At 36.5% G+C, this 19,083-nt stretch carries 10 protein-coding genes and 1 pseudogene; 3 read left to right on the top strand and 8 right to left on the bottom strand.

Features of this window, described 5'->3' with window-relative positions:
- Positions 1 to 27: 27 nt before the first annotated feature.
- Positions 28 to 1,248 (bottom strand): IS110 family RNA-guided transposase, encoded by a 1,221-nt coding sequence (locus ACE198_RS24800; protein WP_375377414.1) that lies wholly within the window; start codon positions 1,246 to 1,248, stop codon positions 28 to 30.
- Between the two features lie 782 nt (positions 1,249 to 2,030).
- Between ACE198_RS24800 and ACE198_RS24795 the strand changes: the two genes are divergently transcribed.
- Genes ACE198_RS24795 through ACE198_RS24785 form a run of 3 tightly spaced genes read left to right on the top strand, consistent with a single transcriptional unit; the run spans position 2,031 to position 5,762 of the window.
- Positions 2,031 to 3,524 (top strand): spore germination protein, encoded by a 1,494-nt coding sequence (locus ACE198_RS24795; RefSeq protein ID WP_375377425.1) that lies wholly within the window; start codon positions 2,031 to 2,033, stop codon positions 3,522 to 3,524.
- Positions 3,525 to 3,532: 8 nt separating this feature from the next.
- On the top strand, positions 3,533 to 4,618 hold the full coding sequence (locus ACE198_RS24790; RefSeq protein WP_251456041.1) for a GerAB/ArcD/ProY family transporter: 1,086 nt from the start codon (positions 3,533 to 3,535) through the stop codon (positions 4,616 to 4,618).
- Between the two features lie 13 nt (positions 4,619 to 4,631).
- The gene (locus tag ACE198_RS24785) at positions 4,632 to 5,762 is read left to right on the top strand and encodes a Ger(x)C family spore germination protein (RefSeq protein ID WP_375377413.1); all 1,131 of its coding nucleotides are present in this window, start codon (positions 4,632 to 4,634) and stop codon (positions 5,760 to 5,762) included.
- A 1,038-nt stretch (positions 5,763 to 6,800) separates the two neighbouring features.
- Here the strand turns inward: ACE198_RS24785 and ACE198_RS24780 are convergent.
- The 7 genes and pseudogenes from ACE198_RS24780 to ACE198_RS24750 all read right to left on the bottom strand — a co-directional run bounded on the left by ACE198_RS24780 (position 6,801) and on the right by ACE198_RS24750 (position 18,995).
- The gene (locus ACE198_RS24780; RefSeq protein ID WP_375377412.1) at positions 6,801 to 7,013 is read right to left on the bottom strand and encodes a hypothetical protein; all 213 of its coding nucleotides are present in this window, start codon (positions 7,011 to 7,013) and stop codon (positions 6,801 to 6,803) included.
- 21 nt (positions 7,014 to 7,034) lie between these two features.
- Positions 7,035 to 8,023: pseudogene (locus ACE198_RS24775) on the bottom strand (ROK family glucokinase).
- A gap of 147 nt (positions 8,024 to 8,170) precedes the next feature.
- Complete coding sequence (locus ACE198_RS24770; RefSeq protein ID WP_375377411.1) at positions 8,171 to 12,448, bottom strand: glycoside hydrolase family 66 protein; 4,278 nt, start codon at positions 12,446 to 12,448, stop codon at positions 8,171 to 8,173.
- Between the two features lie 248 nt (positions 12,449 to 12,696).
- Complete coding sequence (locus ACE198_RS24765; RefSeq protein WP_375377410.1) at positions 12,697 to 14,373, bottom strand: glycoside hydrolase family 13 protein; 1,677 nt, start codon at positions 14,371 to 14,373, stop codon at positions 12,697 to 12,699.
- Positions 14,374 to 14,375: 2 nt separating this feature from the next.
- Entirely contained in the window at positions 14,376 to 15,623 is a 1,248-nt protein-coding gene (locus tag ACE198_RS24760; protein ID WP_375377409.1) for an extracellular solute-binding protein, read from the bottom strand.
- A 44-nt stretch (positions 15,624 to 15,667) separates the two neighbouring features.
- Positions 15,668 to 17,209: a response regulator transcription factor gene (locus tag ACE198_RS24755; protein ID WP_180230012.1), complete on the bottom strand. Its 1,542-nt coding sequence runs from the start codon at positions 17,207 to 17,209 to the stop codon at positions 15,668 to 15,670.
- Positions 17,202 to 18,995 carry a cache domain-containing sensor histidine kinase gene (locus ACE198_RS24750; RefSeq protein ID WP_375377408.1) on the bottom strand — a complete coding sequence of 598 codons (1,794 nt, stop codon included), beginning with the start codon at positions 18,993 to 18,995 and terminating at the stop codon, positions 17,202 to 17,204. The genes ACE198_RS24755 and ACE198_RS24750 overlap by 8 nt, the downstream gene beginning before the upstream one ends.
- Between the last annotated feature and the right edge of the window lie 88 nt (positions 18,996 to 19,083).

Genomic DNA, 19,083 nt, shown 5'->3' with positions numbered 1-19,083 from the left:
GCTCATTCATTTTGAATCGTGACTGGATTAAGATGCTTTAGGTTCTTCCAACGTAACGGTGTATCCTAAGCTTTCGAGTCGTCTCAGTGAATGCCGAACGATATATTGTTGTCTCTGCTTATCAAAGTTGTCTTCGCCTAGGTCTACATACATTTCTTTTCGGGTTAAGAAATAATAAGAGATACGTAACATTGCGTGAGCGACTACAATACCAGCACGTTTCTTACCCTTTCGGGATGCTGTACGTCTATACAGTGCTCCGAGATAGTTTTTGGATCCTCTTACTGAATGAGCTGCTTCGGTTAACGCCGATCTTAAATACTTATTTCCTTTTTTAGTTTTGGCTGATTTTCTTTTTCCGGCACTTTCATTTTGCCCAGGAACTAATCCTGCCCAAGAACACATATGAGCTGCAGTTGGGAATTGTTTCTTCACATCAGTCCCAATTTCGGATAGAATTTGCTCAGCCATTCTGGTCGCTATACCAGGAATCGAATCCAATCTTGATACATCTTCTTGATGAGAGCTGACTCTGTCCGCAACTTCCGTATCAAGCATCTCGATTTGCTCAGTAAGAAAATCAATATGACCTAAAATGGTTTTTAACATGAGGCGTTGATGTGAATTGATATAGCCTTTTAGGGCGAGTTCCAGTTCTTCTTTCTTCTTCATGCTGCGTCGAACGAAGTTTGCTAGTTTTTCAGGGTCCTCTTCACCATCGGCAATGGCATCAAGCATATCTCGTGCTGAAACACCCAACACATCTAAAACCACAGATCCCAACTTAATGTTCGCGCCTTCTAACACCTTTTGGATTAGATTATGTTGTCCGGCACGCTCCTCGATAATACTTCGACGATAGCGAACGAGTTCACGCAATTCACGTTGATTTCGGTCAGGGATATAACTAGCTTTAAGTAGTCCATGGCGAAGAAGTTTGGCGATCCATTCTGCATCCTTTACATCTGTCTTTCGCCCTGGAACTGCCTTCATATGTTGGGCATTCACCACTAAAAACTCAATATCCTCGGCTTCTAGTAAATTCACAATAGGCTTCCAATAAACACTCGTGCTCTCCATGGCGACATGAGTACAATTATGTTGTTTAATCCAGTCAACCAACTGTAATAGAAATACAGTTTTAGTAGAGAACATTTGATTCTCCTTTCCTTCAGGTGTCAAAATACAGGCAGTAATATTGTCCTTATGGACATCCATACCGCATGCTCTTTCAATGACTACATCCATTGAAAACATCCTTTCTACGGCGATCATTATAATTAGAGGCTGGTGCAACAACCAGAATAGGATTAATTTACCATGTGTGCTTCCCGTAAGGGAGCGACAGTCAGTGGTGCACCGTGGTCGGTGGAGTCAGACTAACGGATGGGCTCTAACGCACCATAGTTCATTGACCTTCCTCTCCCAGCCGTAGAATCAGTATTTACGGTTCCAACCCATTTTCATTCTCTGTAGTGAAGCGCTGATTTTTGCGCTTCATGGCTGGCTAACGGGTGCAAGTGTTTAAGTACGGAGATCGCTGCGGCGATCTTTTCATTTTGTTCTAACGGGACAGTTTAGTTGAAGAATAATTTACATTTGACTAAAAATATAAAAACATAAATTGGTCCGTGAGAGCACATGAACGTTAACACAGCCAAATAAAACATATGGTGTCTTTTTCAACGGGTGCGTTCAACAAAAGAGTGCAATACTCCAACTGAAGTAATGCTTTAAACTATCGCTCACCATATAGTTTTATACAAAATCATAAACAATCCTTATCACCAAAAATGATTTTAGTTTACCGTTATTCATGATACGGTTCTCCGTACTGTATCTAAGTGAGGTTTTTATTCACCCTCTTTACAGTACACAGCTACTAATGCTGTTTCCACACAGTTTTTAGTCCCAGAAATCACTTTCTGTTCAATACAAATAAACATTCAAAGGTCAATCCTTACTTCTTTGTTAAAACAAGTATAAAATAAATGCCTACTTCAAATACTAAAAAAAATCTATTGAAGGATATGTTTCAATTGAAAATCCATCTAAATAAAAATAACTGCCCTAACTATGAAAAAATTAAATACATCCTAAACGAATCACCAGACTTAATGTGTAGAACACTTGAAGTTGGTGGAGATTGTCTCGAAGTTATTTTTATGAAAAATTTAATTAAACATGAGTTTCTAAATGAGTATGTAATTAAATACATTCAACAACTTCCAAAAGAATACATAACTTTCTCTTACTTATTGAAAAACATACCAATGGACGAAGTAAAGACAAACTTTGATGAACAAGAGGTTATCTCTTCCCTCTTAAAGGGATTCGTTTATATTTACTTATCAGTCGAAAGTAAAGCATTTATGGTAAATTGCACTAACCCTATTGAAAGGTCTATCGAGAAAGCTGAAACAGAATCATTGGTATACGGTCCTAAAATATCATTTACAGAATCATTAACTTCAAATATAAAAATTATAAGACAAAATCTAAAAGATTCTAATTTGTGTACAGATGAACTAGAAATAGGAGAACGTGCTAAAAAGCAAGTAAGAATTATATATATTAAAGATATAGCGGATGATGACATACTTAAAACACTTAAGGAAAGGTTTGAAAAAATAAAAACTGACGATATAAGTGACAGTTCAGTATTAGCACAATGTCTTGAAGATAATCATTACTCGTTTTTTCCACAGTTTATATTAACAGAGTTGCCCGATCGATTCCTCTATTCTATTTTAAACGGAAGGATTGGTGTTCTAATAGATAGAAGTCCCGTTGCCATTATAGGACCTGCTAATTTTTTATCATTTTTTGAATCAACAGAAGATATTTATTTAAGATGGTCCTTAAGTACTTTTATTAGATTTATACGATTATTTGCTATGGTTGGGTCACTCCTCTTTACAGCATTCTATGTTGCAACCATTACCTATCACTTTGAACTTATTCCATCTAAATTGTTAATAATAATTGGTCAATCCCGTTCACAAGTTCCTTTCCCCCCTTTGCTAGAAGCACTTTTATTGGAATTTTTAATTGAATTACTTAGAGAAGCAGGGGCACGCCTTCCTTCAAAAGTAGGTCAAACAATGGGAATTGTTGGAGGGATTGTTATTGGCCAAGCAACTGTTGAGGCGGGCTTGACTAGTAATATTCTAATTATTATTGTGGCATTTAGTGCATTGGGGGCGTTTATGGCTCCAATTTATGAAATGGGAACTGCTATAAGAGTTGCCAGATTTCCTTTCATCATTCTAGCTGGTATTTGGGGATTAAATGGAATTATTATCGGTGTCTGTGTACTGATGGTCCACTTGTTAAAATTGACATCATTAAACAAACCTTATCTTGCACCTTTATACCCGTTTAGGATCGAGGATTTAAAATATTTCTTAATACGTCTCCCACATCATTTTTATATGAAACGTCCTATTGTCAATCGTCCATTAAATGCAATCCGCACCAGGTGGAAATCTAAAAAAACAGAAAAAGATTTGGATGAATTTTGAGGTGGATAATGAAATCAAATATTAGTTTTGTAAACGCCTATATTGCTTTCTTTATCATACACACTTCGCAAATTGGGATGGGCATCCTTGGTGTTCCTAGAATAATTTATCTTGAAGCTAAGCAAGATGCATGGATGTCCATTTTACTATCTGGTCTATACATTAGTCTTATCACTTGGATTATGATTAGCTTACTAAATAAATATGAAAACTGTAATCTTTATGAAATACACGAAATTTTGTTTGGTCGCTTTCTAGGTAGTATCATCAATACCTTTATTGTCATTTACTTCATTGCAGCCAATTACTCTATCATCATTGGTTATATAGAATTGTCCCTAACATGGGGCTATGAAGGGTTTTATGAATGGGGAGCCACTTTAGTACTATTATTACTAACCATTTATGCAGTATCAGGTGGATTCAGAGTAATTGCAGGGATATGCTTCTTATCCTTTATAATGACTATATGGCTGGTATTTGTGATGTATCAACCACTAGATTCCATAAAGTTTACTAGAATTTTACCCATCCTGTCTGCTTCCCCTTCAGAATTGATGAAAGGAGTCTTTAAAAGTAGTTATACCATGTTGGGTTTTGAGACTTTATATTTTATTTTTCCCTTTATAAAGGAGAAAAATAAAATACTTTTTTTCAGTCAATTAGCAGTTTGGTTTACCACCCTCCTTATTTTATTTTCAACTGTTATTTCTATATTATTTTTCAGCCCAAAAGAATTAGAAAGGCATATCTGGCCTATTGTCAGTATGATAAGTTCTGTCCATTTTCCATTTATTGAGCGTTTTGAATTTATAGCCGTTTCATTATGGATAATAGTCATTTTTCCGAATTTATGTACATACCTATTTATTTCTTCAAAAGGAGTTAAACAAATATTTCACTTAAAACAAAAACACGGAATATGGATAATTTCTATCATCATTCTTATAACCAGTCTTTTTATCACAAAAAGAGTCGACAATAACCTTTTTTTTGATCAAGTTAGTCAGGTTGGCTTTTACCTATGGTTTATCTATCCGATATTCTTATATTTCATTTCAATCATTAAATCTAAAATCTTTTCACGTTCTTAACGGAGTTGAAAAAATGAAAAAATGTTTTATTCTATTGTGTTCCCTTCTCTGCACTGCATGTATGCCCCCTGATAAAACATTAGAAAGGCAAGGGATTTCAACAATTATTGGTTATGACTTACTTGATGAGGATACATACAAAGGTACAATTAGCTTGTTACAATTCGACCGTAAAGAAGAAAAGACAAGTGTAACCATTTCTGCCGTCGGAACGACAAGCAAACAAATAAGAGAAAGGTTAGAACAACAGACAAGCCACGACATTACTTCTGGACAACTAAGGACAATATTATTTGATAAAGATATGACTGAAATGTTAGGAATTGCTTCTTTTTTAGATACCATGCAACGTGACACCAGCATTGGGTATTTAATATTTTTGGCAATTACAAACAATGCTGAGGATACGATTAATAATAATAACTATGAAGAATTCCCTGACATGGGATCATATATTTACCAATTATTAGATAAACACGAAAGGAAGGAAATGTTAATAGACTCCAACTTGCACGATTTTTTCTCCTCACTATATGATATTGGTATCGATCCTACCTTACCTATTATAGCGAATAAGAAGGGTGTAGCCCCCTATATCAATAGTGTTGCATTATTTAAGGGTGATAAAATGGTGGGTTCTATCTCTTTGAAAAAAACCTTGTTCATAAAATTATTCACTAAAAGAGATGCTTTTTTGGGAGATATAACATTTAACATTCCTGTTGAGGTTTTAGAAAAAAAGGGAGTAACACTAGTCGAAAAGATAAAAGGAGATAAATTTAATATTACCATTCGCCCAATAAAGTACCGTGGAAAAATTGAATTTTCTAAAGAAGAGGCGGTAAACCTAAACGCCACTATTTCAGTTTCAACTATAGAATTACAGCCTGCTGTGACTTTTAAAAATAAGGAATCCATAAAAAAATTGGAGCAAATACTTGAGGAAGAACTAAACAAAGAATTAGGGGATATTCTTGAGGTGTTTAGGAAATTAGAAATTGATCCAATTGGCATTGGAAGAAAAATAAAAAGTATTCGAAAATATTCCAATACTAATGAAGAAGATTTGAGAGAAAAGTATTCCAGATTAAAGTTCAAACCAAATATAACGATAGAAATAAAACGAACAGGGGCAGTTGATTAGTAAAGATAATGATAAAGTCTTATTCTTCCATGTATCAATATGTAAAACCATAATTAACTACAATCCTTGTTCAACAATTGGGCCAGATTGTTGAACAAAGATCAAACAATACTTTCAACATGAGAAATTATGTAAATGATGAAAATCCATAATTGGCGGGACTGCGTGGGAATCGAACCCACCAGACCTGGCACGCAGGTCTCGAGCAGTATTGAAGTTAGAGGAAAAGTGTTATTTCAAGTTTTTTTAAGTACTTAATAGTTATTGGTAATCCTTATTCTTAAAGGCTTTTTTAGGCACTGTTATAAATTTGGTTACTAATTATTATCGGAAGTTATTTTTAGTTCGTGACCAAAATGTTACAAACTTATTTCTATTCGGAACCCGCCCTAAGTTACCGACAACATCTGCAGATCCTTTTTAAGTGGTCTGCAGATTATTTTATTTATTTTTTAATTTTTACTTTTAATCCATTACTAAATTGACCATTAAACTTTGGTATCGTAAATGATCTCAACCTTGTCAAGGACGAGTCTTGTATTCTTTCTAATTATTTATTGTTACCGACAGTTTCTATTAATCTTTATTTATAAGTTGACTTGAGGGATCTCTTTGACATTTCACATAAATAATGTTCCATATTAAATCCCCTTTCTCTAATCCACTTTTAAGACAATTATGATTTTAAATCCCTTTATAAGAAACCGTTTCATCACAAAAAAGGTGTCTTATATTACGCATCTCTATCATTCTTTTTTCTTATAAAAGGATAAGGTGTTCTTTATTAGTATTAAATAGCGATAAAGGACATCTTTTAAAAATATAAGGAATAATTGCGTAGAAAGCATCCTAAAATTCACAATAAAAAAGTAGGGAAACCTCTCACGAGGCTTCCCCCTATTTTAAACCCTATGTGCCCTACTAAGGCAGCTTTCTAACATGATACCGCCCTAATCCCCTGGGACATATGGTTTTTTACTAATATTCCATCCTGTGTTTATACTACAAACAACATTTAATTTAATAGAACACAATAGTTCAAATGAAAGGACCACTAGAACTATTATCTCTAAAAGATATTAACCCTGTTTTCTTGACAGCCATAGTCCAACTTAATTTTAATCTTCGACAAATAGTTGTACTTAATACTTGGCCCTTCCTCTTGAATAAATCATAATCCCTTTGCTTGGAAGAACCAATCCGAAGTAATTCTTTTTTTAGGTCTTCAAGGGTTTCTTCATTTGATTTCAACAAAACCACCCTCCATATATTTTAGATCAACACGTTTTTTATTAATTTAGTCAAGTGTTTTTTTACCAGCCAAGCTCCTCCAATTACGCCTGCATTATTTCCTAGTGTTGCAGGAACAATCTCTACACCTTGGGCTACTCTTGGAAAAGTAAAGGAAAAAAACTCCTCTCTCAAATTACTCAAAAGTGCGTTACCTCCTTTTGACACTCCGCCTCCGATGACAATTTTTTCAGGATTTAAGCCATTAGGTAAATTGGCCAAAGCCAATCCCAAGTGATATGCAACTTGTTGGATTATTTGCTTCGCAAATTCATCCCCTTCGTTTGCAGCATCAAAAACTTGCTTGGCTGTTATTGCTTGATTTTCCTCATGAATTCCCCTTAATTTACTAGTACAATCATCAAAAGCTAGTCGTTTTTGAGCTAATCGGACAATTCCTGTTGCAGATGCAACGGTTTCTAAACACCCCGTTTTTCCACAATTACAAGGTAAACCATCTCTGGGAACAGAGGTAATATGATCAATTTCTCCGCCAGCTCCATTGGTACCATGTACAATCTCACCGTTGACGATAATCCCGCCTCCTACGCCTGTTCCTAAGGTGACACAGATTAAGTTCACAGCTCCTTTGCCTGCACCTTTCCACATTCCTCCTATTGCTGCAATATTAGCATCATTTTCAACAATAACCGGTAAGGATGTTTCCATTTCAAGAATTTCCCGTAAAGGAAATTTCTCCCACCCTAAATTTACCGCCACTTCAATGGAACCGTCTTCTTTATTAACGGGACCAGGTGCTCCTATTCCGATACCTATTAACTTATTTTTTTTTCATATAATTCGTTTAACTTTTGATCAATCGATTTTGAGATAGTTGTGGGAATATGCTGACCCCTTTCCCTTTTGTCCGTTTCTATTTCCGAACTTTTTATAATCTCACCATGCAAGTTAACAAATGTTTTAATGGTGGTCCCACCTATATCCACACCAACAAGCCATTTTTCTTCCATAACTATCACTCTTTTTCCCTTTTTATTTATATGATCTTTAAAACTATCATTACATTTTCTACCTAAAAAAGGGACTTGGCTTTATAAAAATAGAAGAATAGAGTGAGATTTATACATTACAGATAATCTCACTCTATAAATATCATACTATTTTATTTTCTCTGTTTTTTTATTTTCAATTCCGTCGCGGTCGATGACAATCATTTCCCAGTATTCCAAGCTTGGAAGGGTAATGACTAACTCTTCCTTCTCCCATTTATACTGAAGTTCTTTTAATTGTCCCTGGTCGGCATCCGGACTAGCTGAATAAACCTTTAAGTCAGGCAGTTCTTGTTGGCTCATTCCTATTGGGTATCGTACTGTTAATTCTTGATGCTTAATTGGTTTTGATGCTGCATTTCTCCAGTTGGAATCATTATTTAATAGATTAATGAGATGAACTACGTCATAGTCCTCAAAACCATTATTCTTGTTTTCCCTAACAATTGACCAAATAGTATTTTTCTCTCCATCTCTGCTGACTTTTAGTGGCTGGCCTTTCTCTTCGGCCTTTATCATCCGATCCGTCCCTTTACTATCAAAAAGCAGATTTTCGTAGGCAGCAAAAAACTTATAATAATCCTTCATAGATTCTTTAAGAGATTGACTCATTTTTTTACTGCGATTCGGATAATATTCATGTGCCAACATATTAGGTCCTTCATCGTATTTCTCAGCTGTACCCATTTCAATATGTGTCGCGCCCATTGCCGCGAGTCCCGCATCCATTAAACGTACCGATGGTTCATCAAATAGTCCAACGGTCATACGACGTAAATTAATAGAACCCTTTTGATTATCATCCTGTTTCAACGTAATCGTATGTTTACCTGAATCTAAACCTGGTAATACCACATATCCGTCTTCACTATAGGTATCTATATTTTTTGTAGTATTAAATGCGACCGTATACGGATTCCCTTTGTCATCTAACACTGGTTTTCCATCCACATAGATTGTTCTTACTGTGTCGGCTCCTGCATTAGAATAAGTAAATATAAAACTAGTTTCTCCTTTTTCCTTTAAATCTACGTCAAAAGTAACTTCATCCCCTGCATGTCCGAAATTTAATAACGTATCTTTATAGATTTGCATTGTAGGCAGAGAATTAGTTGATTCGGCATGATACTTTTTACTTCCGATTTGTAAATAATCTAGCTTCACCCCATCATCATCTAGATTCTCGACTCTTATGGTAATCTTATTTTTTCCTTCTTTTAAAGGAATTCCTGTCATAGTTTGATCTTTCCAATTATTACTGTAAGCAAAATTAACATCATCTATTTTCTCGTTATTTACATAAACAGAACGATTCGCCGTTCTTTTTGACGAAGAGTCATTGTTATACCTCCATGTCAAATCATACTTCCCTGCATTTGCTGTATTTACATCAAAAGTCAGGAAGTCCCCATCCTCGTTAAAGTCGTATATATAGCCTTCTGATGTCGTAATTCCATTACCTTCCGGAGCAAAAGCTGCCTCTTCGACTTGATATTCCTCATCTCCAACCAGCAAACTATCTAAATTGATATACTCTCCATTTGAAGCCAATTCAAATAACACCTCATGCTGGCCGGCAGGTACAATTGCTTTAATAGACTTTTCCACCATTGCACCGTCCCAGCCACCTGGTGTACTGGCAAAAATATTCTCAGAAACCGTTTTCCCGTCCACATATGAGTTATTTGCTGGTATTAATTTTCCATCGACATAAATATTTACCCTTGGATTATTACCGGTACGATATTTAAACCGGAGAGTATCTGTTTCTTTTTCGTTATTAACGGTAAAGATGGCCCGTTGACCTGCCTGACCAAAATTATCGGTTTTTCCAGGAGATACAGAAATGCTGCTCGTTCTAGCCTCAACAGGACTCCAGCCTAGATCGGTTTTTTCTGCTTCAATTACTTGATGGTTTACTTCCAACTGATCCACTTCAATACCTTTTTCAGTGGTTTGATCTTCCATCTTCAGTTGAATCTCATTTGTTCCTTTATAAAGATAGATTGGTACATGAACCTTGTTCCAGCCAGCGTTTGTCTGATTAAAGTGAACGATTCCTGCTTTTTTTCCATTTACAAGAAGACTGCGTTCTGTTTCCGCTCCAGCATTTTTATATGTAATGGAGATTGGTAACTCTTTAGACTCATCTGAATCCACTTTGAAAGACAGATAATCTCCCTGCTGTTTAAAGTTACTAATTTGATTACTTGCTGTTTCTATTATTGGCTTCTGAGTAGGGTCCCAGCCAACAGTTGATTTTTCCGCTTGATAGCGAGAATCCCCTACCTTAAGATAATCTACTTTAGCGCCTGTATCATTTACCTTTTCTACCTTTAATACCACTTTATTTTCTCCTGCTTTTAAAGGCACTTGAATAGCTTCGGAATCATTAAATATCTCCCAGCTTCCAGTTGGTTCTAATTTAATAGAATTAGATATGAGCTCATTATTCACATACAGATTACGATTGACCACCGTTGTTCCTACACTATAGCCAAATTGAATTGGATAAGTTCCAGCCTGGGCCGACTTTACCGTAAACTCGATATAATCTCCGTCTATCTCAAAATTTTCCACATGTCCAATTTTATCAACTTTACAACTGATTAATTCTGCATCTTCAGCTTCATATTCTTTTTCAAACGAATCGTTTTTAACCACCATACTATCTACGTTTAGCCACAGATTGTTGGTGTTAAGTTGAAGCTTAATTTTATTGGTTCCTTTTTCTAAATGCAGAGATAAATTCTTATTGGCAACTGGATTTCCCCAACCTGTTTTTTCATTAAAAGTAATGGCATTCTCTACAAGTTGGTTATTAACAGATAACTTCCCTTCTGGGCTAGCCTCATTATCATGTCCATATTTGAGATCCACATTGTAGGTTCCTGATTCCGGAACATCCACTGTCCAAATAATTTGATCCTCGTCTTGTCTTCCGAAGTCCCCTACCCAGCCCGGGACTTTTTGAATACTAGAGGAAAATCGCTCTGCTTTCGGAATACCTTTCACATCTGCAGCCTCATAGTGAATTCCGGTTGCCTGCTTATAATTCATATATCCTGCAATAACCACAGCTTTTCCGCCGTTTGTCTTACGAGTATCTTCTACTACTTTAACTAGATCACGATAGTTGTCCTTGTCCTGCCAAATTTCACTGTAATCAAAATCCGTGTTAGTCGTTGGCTTAGGGACATCCTTGTAGCCTTCATTACCTCCAACCATGTTAAAGGTAACAAAATCCTTCTTACTATTATTTTTCACAAGTGAATCTTTAACTGAATTGATTAGTGAATCATAGTCCTTGGAAAAATAACGTTCCTCACCATTGTAGTCATATAAGTAATCATTATCATTTGCGCCCCATTGATCAAGATGCATTCCATCAAAGCCGAAATCGTTTACACTTCTAGCAAACTGTTTGTTAATATAAGTTTGCCAAGATGGATTACCTGGATCCTGAAGGTAAAGTCCTGTATTTGCCCAGTCAAAGATAAAACCTTCCTGATCCTGTTGAGAAGGATTGGGAAACTGGGCATTCTTCCGATACAGTCCCCATTCTTTTTTTACACCGAAATCCTGATAATTTTCCCTTGCCGCGTAGTTCATTTGATAAGCCATGGCGGCTGCATTATATTTTTGCGCAGCTTGAACCTGTTGCTTTATGGTAAGCGGAAACAGCATTCGGCCTAATAAATCTTTGTAAACTGTATTTGAACCGATTTCTTCAGTAATAAAATTTCCGTCTTTATCCAAAATCGGTTTCCCATTACTGCCCGTTTTGGAATAAACCGATACGTCATGGCGCCACATCCAATCATAAAATTGGAATCCATTTAAATAATATTCCTGTGTAAGCTGCTTCATCTTTTTATCGCTTTCAACGGCTGTCTCTTTAGGAAACTCCGTCGTATACCCGTAACGTGGATAGTGAGTCCAATCACTGGAGACATCAATTGCAGCGGTTAGCGTTTGATTGGACCCCTCGATTGAGGCTTTTACCATATAACCGCGGAAGTTATCAGCAGGTGGAGTCCAGACGATTTCTAATCCCTTTACATCCCTCTTGACCTGAATATTCTTCTTTCCTTCCGCTACCTTCTCATTTAAATGATAGACGTCCAAGTTAAGTGTACCTTTCCATTCCTTAGATGAATCGAAAAGTAGTGACATTGTCACTTTTTCCCCCGGATTATAACGGGCTTTATCTACTAAAAAGGCTTGAATTGGTTCACTTGGCAGCTGCTTTTTAGCAGCCTCATAAATATTGGGACTTGTGGCGTGAGCTTTTGTCATTGGTATCAACGGCAGAGAAGTTAGAGTCAAGTTTAATGCAACTAAACTAGCAATTGGTAATATTCGTTTCTTTTTGGATTTTTTCATGGCTTCCTCCTTAAATTCTTGAGATATTGTGAACAAAAGACTCCTTTCGAAATGAGATGATAGGTTCATTTTCTTATAGACAAAGGTAACTTGTAACCGTTAACAATACTTTTTTGGTGTCTTTTATTTTGTTCTTTAGAAGTAAACTTGATTTCGATAGTGTTTTATATTAATAGGTGAGAAATAAAAAACACCAAAAGAACTCCACGAAAAAACCCTGCCAATCAGACAGGGTTAACAAATAAGGATTATTTTATTAAATAAACTCGTGCTTCATATGGCTTCAGGCTAAATGAGGTAACAGGGACTTCTTCATTAACCTCATAGTTGCCAATTAACAGTTCAGGCTTAATAAATTTAATATCATCTGGAAATTCAATTGGTGCATCTTCACCAGAGAAATTACACAAAACCACTAATTTCTCATTTCCTAGTGTCCGCGTATACGCGTAAATCTTTTCATCAGCTTCCAAGATTAAATCGTATCTACCATAGACAATCACCTCATATTCCTTACGAAGTTTAATCAACTTTTGATAGTAATGAAAAATCGAATCTTGATCGGCAACTGCTTGAGCTGCATTGATTTCCTTGTAATTAGGATTCACCTTTAACCATGGTTTCCCTATCGTAAACCCAGCATTTTCACTGTTATCCCACTGCATCGGTGTTCTGGCATTATCACGGCCCTTTATATAAATGGCCTCCATGATTTGATTGTGATCTTCCCCGCCTTCCACCACTTTCTCCATATACATATTGTGGATTTCAATATCGTTGTAATCTTCTATTTGTTCAAAGCAGACATTGGTCATACCAAGCTCTTCCCCTTGGTAGATATACGGAGTCCCTTTCATCATATGAAGAACGGTCCCAAGCATTTTGGCAGATTCAACCCTGTATTCCTTATCATTTCCGAAGCGGGAAACCATTCTTGGTTGATCATGGTTATTTAGATAAAGACTGTTCCATCCTTTACCTTCCAAATCATTCTGCCATTTGGACATAACTTCTTTTAGGTCAGATAACTTCCAAGGCTTTACATTCCATTTACCTCCAGGACCTGAATCCAAATCCATATGCTCAAAGGTAAAAATCATGTTCAACTCTGTTCCTTCATTGTTTGCATACTTTATGGCATCTGCGGTAGTGGCCCCAGGGCATTCACCAACGGTTATAATGTTATATTTTGAAAGAACTTCCTGATTCATTTCTTGCAAATACTCATGGACACGCGGACCATTCATAAAGAAATCTCCGCCCCAGTCGTATGGTTTTCCCCCAGGAGCACTCGGAAGTCCATCCACTTTTGAAATCAGGTTAATCACATCCATTCGGAATCCATCAATCCCCTTATCCAGCCACCACTTCATCATGTCATAAATTTCTTTTCTAAGCGTAGGGTTTTCCCAATTCAAATCAGGCTGCTTTTTGCTGAACAGGTGTAGATAATATTCTTCCGTTGCTTCATCATATTGCCATGCTGAGCCGCTAAAGAAAGAGGTCCAATTATTCGGTTCTGTCTCGTCCTTGCCCGGCCTCCAGATATAATAGTCACGATATGGGTTATCCTTTGATTTACGCGACTCGACAAACCAGTGATGCTCATCCGATGAATGGTTCACAACCAGATCCATCATCAGTTTCATATCACGTTCGTGTAGCTGTTTCAATAGCTCGTCCATATCTTCCATCGTACCAAACTCATTCATGATTTTTTGATAATCACTGATATCATACCCATTGTCATCATTTGGGGACTGATAAACTGGTGACAGCCAAATGACATCCACACCTAATTCTTTTAGATAATCTAGTTTAGAAATAATTCCACGGAGATCTCCGATTCCGTCTCCATTGCTATCCATGAAGCTTCGCGGATAAATTTGATAAACGACACTATTTTTCCACCATTGCTTTTCCATCTTTATCTTCCTTTCTCTTTCAGAAGTTGGTTATCTATTTCCTTGGCTGCAAGAGACATTCCCTCTTTAGCGCCAATTTGGTCAAGGATGATCATCCTAATATATTTTATATAAATTTCTTCAATCTCGGCCCAATTAGCCAAGGGTGGTAATGAAAAGGAATTCTCTAAACCTGCAATATAACTATCTATGTAACCAGCCTCTTTAATCGATTCTTTTATATTCACCCCTTTTGCAGTGGGCATAAGGCCTGTTTTCATTAAAAGCTTTTGTGGCACCGAAGTGGCCATCCATTTGACAAATGTCCAACTAGCTTTCGGATTCGTGGCTCCTTTCATGATGACAAGATTCTCTCCACCAAGAATAGACCCTTTTCCGTTTGTAACAGGAAACGGAACTGAGATAGTATTTTTCATAATTTCTTCAAGCTTTTGAGGAGATTGAATACTATAAAACCAAGGACCTTCATCAATCATTAAATACTTTCCATCGATGACGCCCTCCCAAGTATCCGAATTCCCTGATGCGTTAAAGAGGATGCGTAATTTCTCTGCGGCTTGAATACTTTTGGGACTGTTTAAATATCCTTCTGCCTTTTTTAAATCGGGACTTAGTATTTTCCCGCCAAACCCATAAAAGTAAGGCAGACTTTCCCAAGCCGTATATCCAGTCAGACCTATACGGTAGTTGTTCTTGAGAATCAAATCCAGTAATTCATCCATATTACCAGGAGGATTAGTATATCCAACATTTTTAAGGAGCTGGCGATTGAAAATGGCCACCTTCGTATTAGTATTAAGGGGGAGGCCGTAATATTTTCCGTTAAGAAGGTTTGATTTTAATGGTGCCTCAAGAAAACCTTCCTTTACCTGAGTAAAATCATTGAAATCACTGACAGAATAGATTTGTCCCATCTTTGCAAAAAATGGAACCCATGAAATATCCATACGGACGATATCAGGAGGTCTCTTGGCTGATGCTCTTGCTAGAAGTGTCCACTTTAATTGTTCACCATATGGCTGACGGACAGGCTTGACATCAATATCGGGATGCTGTTTTTCAAATAGAGGAATGACCTCGTTTTCAAATACTTTTGTTTCCTCTTCACTATAAGTATGCCATACAATAATTTCTTCCTTCTTTTTGTCCGCTTTTGAAAGAGAATGGCTTCCATACATAATCGATTGGTTATTACAGCCTGAGATAAACAACAATCCTGCTAATACGATTCCTAAAAGCCTCCAATTCAAAACCAGCATCCTCCTTCCGTATCAGATATGTCGAAGTTTCAAACTTAAAATGGACTCTGATTTTTTGAACGGAAATCAATTGGTGTTGATCCTATTAACTTCTTAAATAGCTTGCTAAAATACTTTACATCGTTAAACCCGGATTGTTCTGCCACTTCATACACCTTTAATGAGGTATTTTCTAATAGTTCTTTTGCCTTCTGTATCCGTAGATTCATCACATAATCGATAAAATTTTCACCGATTAACTGTTTAAACAAGACACTAAAATAATTGCGGCTGATATGGACATGACTGGAGACCAACTGCAATGTCAGTTCTCCTGTATAATGACCATGAATAAAATCAAGAGCTTTTTGCATGATAGCATTGTCAGCATGCGGATGATGACGCTTTTGCTGGCCCAACTCGACATATTCTTCTATCTGCAGCAGCAGTGTACTCTTGATTTCATCTAACGTTTCTATCTTCTTTATCTGCTCATATTTTTCCATTAATGTATCAAAATCCAACTGTTTCATGAACAGATGGCCGAAAATCTCACAGGCATCATTTTTTATTTCCATTGGAAGAGCCATTTTCGACTCCCATTCTTGAAATCGGTTCGTTAAAAAGTCCATTAGTCTTTGTTTGTCATAAGGCAATAGAATTGGATGTAGCCACTCAATATCCAGTGAAGTCAATTTTCCCGCTTTAAATGATTCATAGCGGAATATAGATTCATTTGAATGAAAAAACCTTTGTTCAGAAGCTAATCGACTTCTTTCAAAACCCTTTTTTACAGATAATAGATCTTGAATCATTTCGAAGCCAACCGTAAAGCTAGAGTTTGTTTCCTGTTCGAGTTCCTCTTTTAATTTTCCGATAACCACATACGGATCTACTTTTGTGTTTAATAGAAAAAACATTTGATTCTCATTTACTGGAAAACAAATTCCCTCATCCATATTGTTATAAAAATAATTCTGAACATCTTCTAAAATCATTGTTTTATATAAAAAACCATACTGTTCTTCTAACATATCATTATGATTAAGTGTCATGGTTGACAAAAGGAATGGTTCCTTTAGCCAGCTCACTTTCTGATGGAGTTCCTCAGAAGAAGCGTCCTCAAGAATAACTTTTTTAATAGCCTGCTCTAAACTTTTTCGTTCCCTTATAAAAGTGGTTTGATTCACAAGTGCCAGTTTTTCTTCGACCATCCGATCCATTTTGATCATATCCACACACTTCTGAATTAGCTTGGTGAAATCCTCTGGTTCTAAGGTAGGTTTTAATACATAATCTACAGCACCTAACTGTAAGCCTTCCCGAACGTAATCAAAGTCGGTATAACTGCTAACGAGAATCACTTTTAACCGGGGAAAAAGTTGGAGCATTTCCTTCATTAATATAAGGCCATCCATAACAGGCATTTTAATATCTGTAATTAATAAATCAAGGGTTATGCCCTCTACTGCTTTAAGGGCTTCCTCTCCGTTTGGGTAATCTCCTACATAATGAAGGCCCTCCCTTGTCCAATCAACAGAGGCCTTTAAACCATATCGTATTACTGGTTCATCATCTACTACCATGACGTTATACATGCTTTCCACCCCCATCTTTAGGGAATAATTCTAAAGTAACCAAAGTCCCATGTTCTCCACTTTTAATCGTTACAGTTGATACTGGTGAAAAATAAAGCCGAACCGAATCGTACACATGATTCAACCCGATACCTAAAAATGAATTTTGGGTTTCCCCTTTTCGCCTGATTTGGTCTAATCTATCTTTTTGAATTCCGATTCCATTATCATGTACTTCAATTTTTATACCATTGTTTAAGGTACTTGCTTTAATCGATATGTTTCCAGATTTCCCAGTAGGAACCAGGCCATGGAAGGCTGCATTTTCTACAATAGGTTGAATAAGCATCCTAGGAATAACAAATACTTCGGTTCCTGCTTCGATATTCAGCTGTAAATCAAAAGTCTGATCATAGCGGATTTGTAGAATAACAAGGAATCGTTCAATAATTTCTAACTCTTGATGGAGCGTGACAAAGTTACCATTCTTCCCCATGCTCGCTTCAAGCAAACGACTTAATGCAGATAAAGCGGTATTTGCTTTATCTGTTTGCTTAAATTGTACAAGCCATCGGATGGTAGTAAGGGTATTAAATAGAAAATGTGGATTGATCCGATGTTTAATTGCCCTTAGTTCAGCTTCTGTTTTAAGACTTTGCTCCTCTTTTACTTGCTCCAGTAATTGATCAACTTGTTTCGTCATCTGGTTAAATTGGTCACTCATCAACCCAATCTCATCATTTGAATTAACTTCGGAGCGAACTTTAAAATTCCCTTTTCCGACCTGCCTCATTTGCTCCGTCAGTTTTTTTATCGGTTTTGTGACCTTATTGGTTGCAATTAAACCAAAAACAACAGCAAATAGAGTAAATAAGATCGAAATTAATATGGTAATTTGCTGGAGCTTTGTCAACTCACCCGTAATTTCCTTAATAGGCACAATCCCCACCAATGACCAGCCATTCGACAATGGTTGTTTCACTCCATAAAATAGTTCATCATTGTTCTTAAATTCAAATTCATCAGTATTTTTATTTTGAATATGCTTGAACAAATCAGGATTTTCAACAGTCTTGTTGATTTTATCCATATTGGAATCAATCATGATTTGACCCTTGTCGTTAACAACAAAAAAATGGCCTGTTTTTCCAAGCTTTAATTGTTCTATTTTATTCAGGATTGATTTACCGTCCAGATTCACCTGTATATAAGCGATATTCCCCATGTTAGTAAAGTCTTTCATAACCCTAGTGACTGGCAGAACAAGCTCCGTATTCTCACCAGCCCCGCTAAATAAATCATATTGGAGCCCCCGCCAAACGAGGGCCCCATCTTTCTTCTTGGATTCCTGAATCCAATCGAAATCTACGAGATGATATTTGCTCAATTTAACAGGTGAAAAAGTTCCGCTCCCCCAGCTCGTTCCCTCTTCTTTTAATATATAGAGAATTCGAACAAAGGAGCTTGAAAAAATTTGTGAATTTAAAAAAGTTTTTATTTCATCATAATTCTGTTCTTTATCAATCCGAGAAAGTTGGGGTTCCCGGTCCATTTTGACCATTTCCTGAAGCCGCTTGTTACTATACAGAAGATCCGACATATCACTTCCTACCGACAAAGCGAATGATAGGGATTCAGCCGCCTGGGTAGATGTCTGAAGAGAAGATTCCCTGACATTTTCTTTCACAATGTTAGAGGAAGAGATAAAATAGAATACACTTATGAACGAAGTAGGAATCAATATCCCAATACAAATAGCAAGGATAACCTTCGTAGAAAACTTTTTAATTAGTGGCTTCTTGTTCATATGATCCCTTCTTTTCTTCCATTCATCTGTATTCCATGTTACCGCTTCAATCAATATGGTTCAACCGCGATTTAACTAAAATAGTTAT

Origin of the sequence: Neobacillus sp. KR4-4, from assembly GCF_042136325.1 — a bacterium.
Taxonomy (GTDB): Bacteria; Bacillota; Bacilli; order Bacillales; family Cytobacillaceae; genus Neobacillus.
This window is presented reverse-complemented; position numbering and strand designations above follow the sequence as displayed.

Bases quoted from the DNA above. Each gene is read 5' to 3' on its own strand.
- ACE198_RS24770 (WP_375377411.1), bottom strand. From the start codon at position 12,448: ATGAAAAAATCCAAAAAGAAACGAATATTACCAATTGCTAGTTTAGTT.
- ACE198_RS24800 (WP_375377414.1), bottom strand. From the start codon at position 1,248: ATGGATGTAGTCATTGAAAGAGCATGCGGTATGGATGTCCATAAGGAC.
- ACE198_RS24765 (WP_375377410.1), bottom strand. From the start codon at position 14,373: ATGGAAAAGCAATGGTGGAAAAATAGTGTCGTTTATCAAATTTATCCG.
- ACE198_RS24795 (WP_375377425.1), top strand. From the start codon at position 2,031: ATGTTTCAATTGAAAATCCATCTAAATAAAAATAACTGCCCTAACTAT.
- ACE198_RS24750 (WP_375377408.1), bottom strand. From the start codon at position 18,995: ATGAACAAGAAGCCACTAATTAAAAAGTTTTCTACGAAGGTTATCCTT.
- ACE198_RS24785 (WP_375377413.1), top strand. From the start codon at position 4,632: ATGAAAAAATGTTTTATTCTATTGTGTTCCCTTCTCTGCACTGCATGT.
- ACE198_RS24790 (WP_251456041.1), top strand. From the start codon at position 3,533: ATGAAATCAAATATTAGTTTTGTAAACGCCTATATTGCTTTCTTTATC.
- ACE198_RS24755 (WP_180230012.1), bottom strand. From the start codon at position 17,209: ATGTATAACGTCATGGTAGTAGATGATGAACCAGTAATACGATATGGT.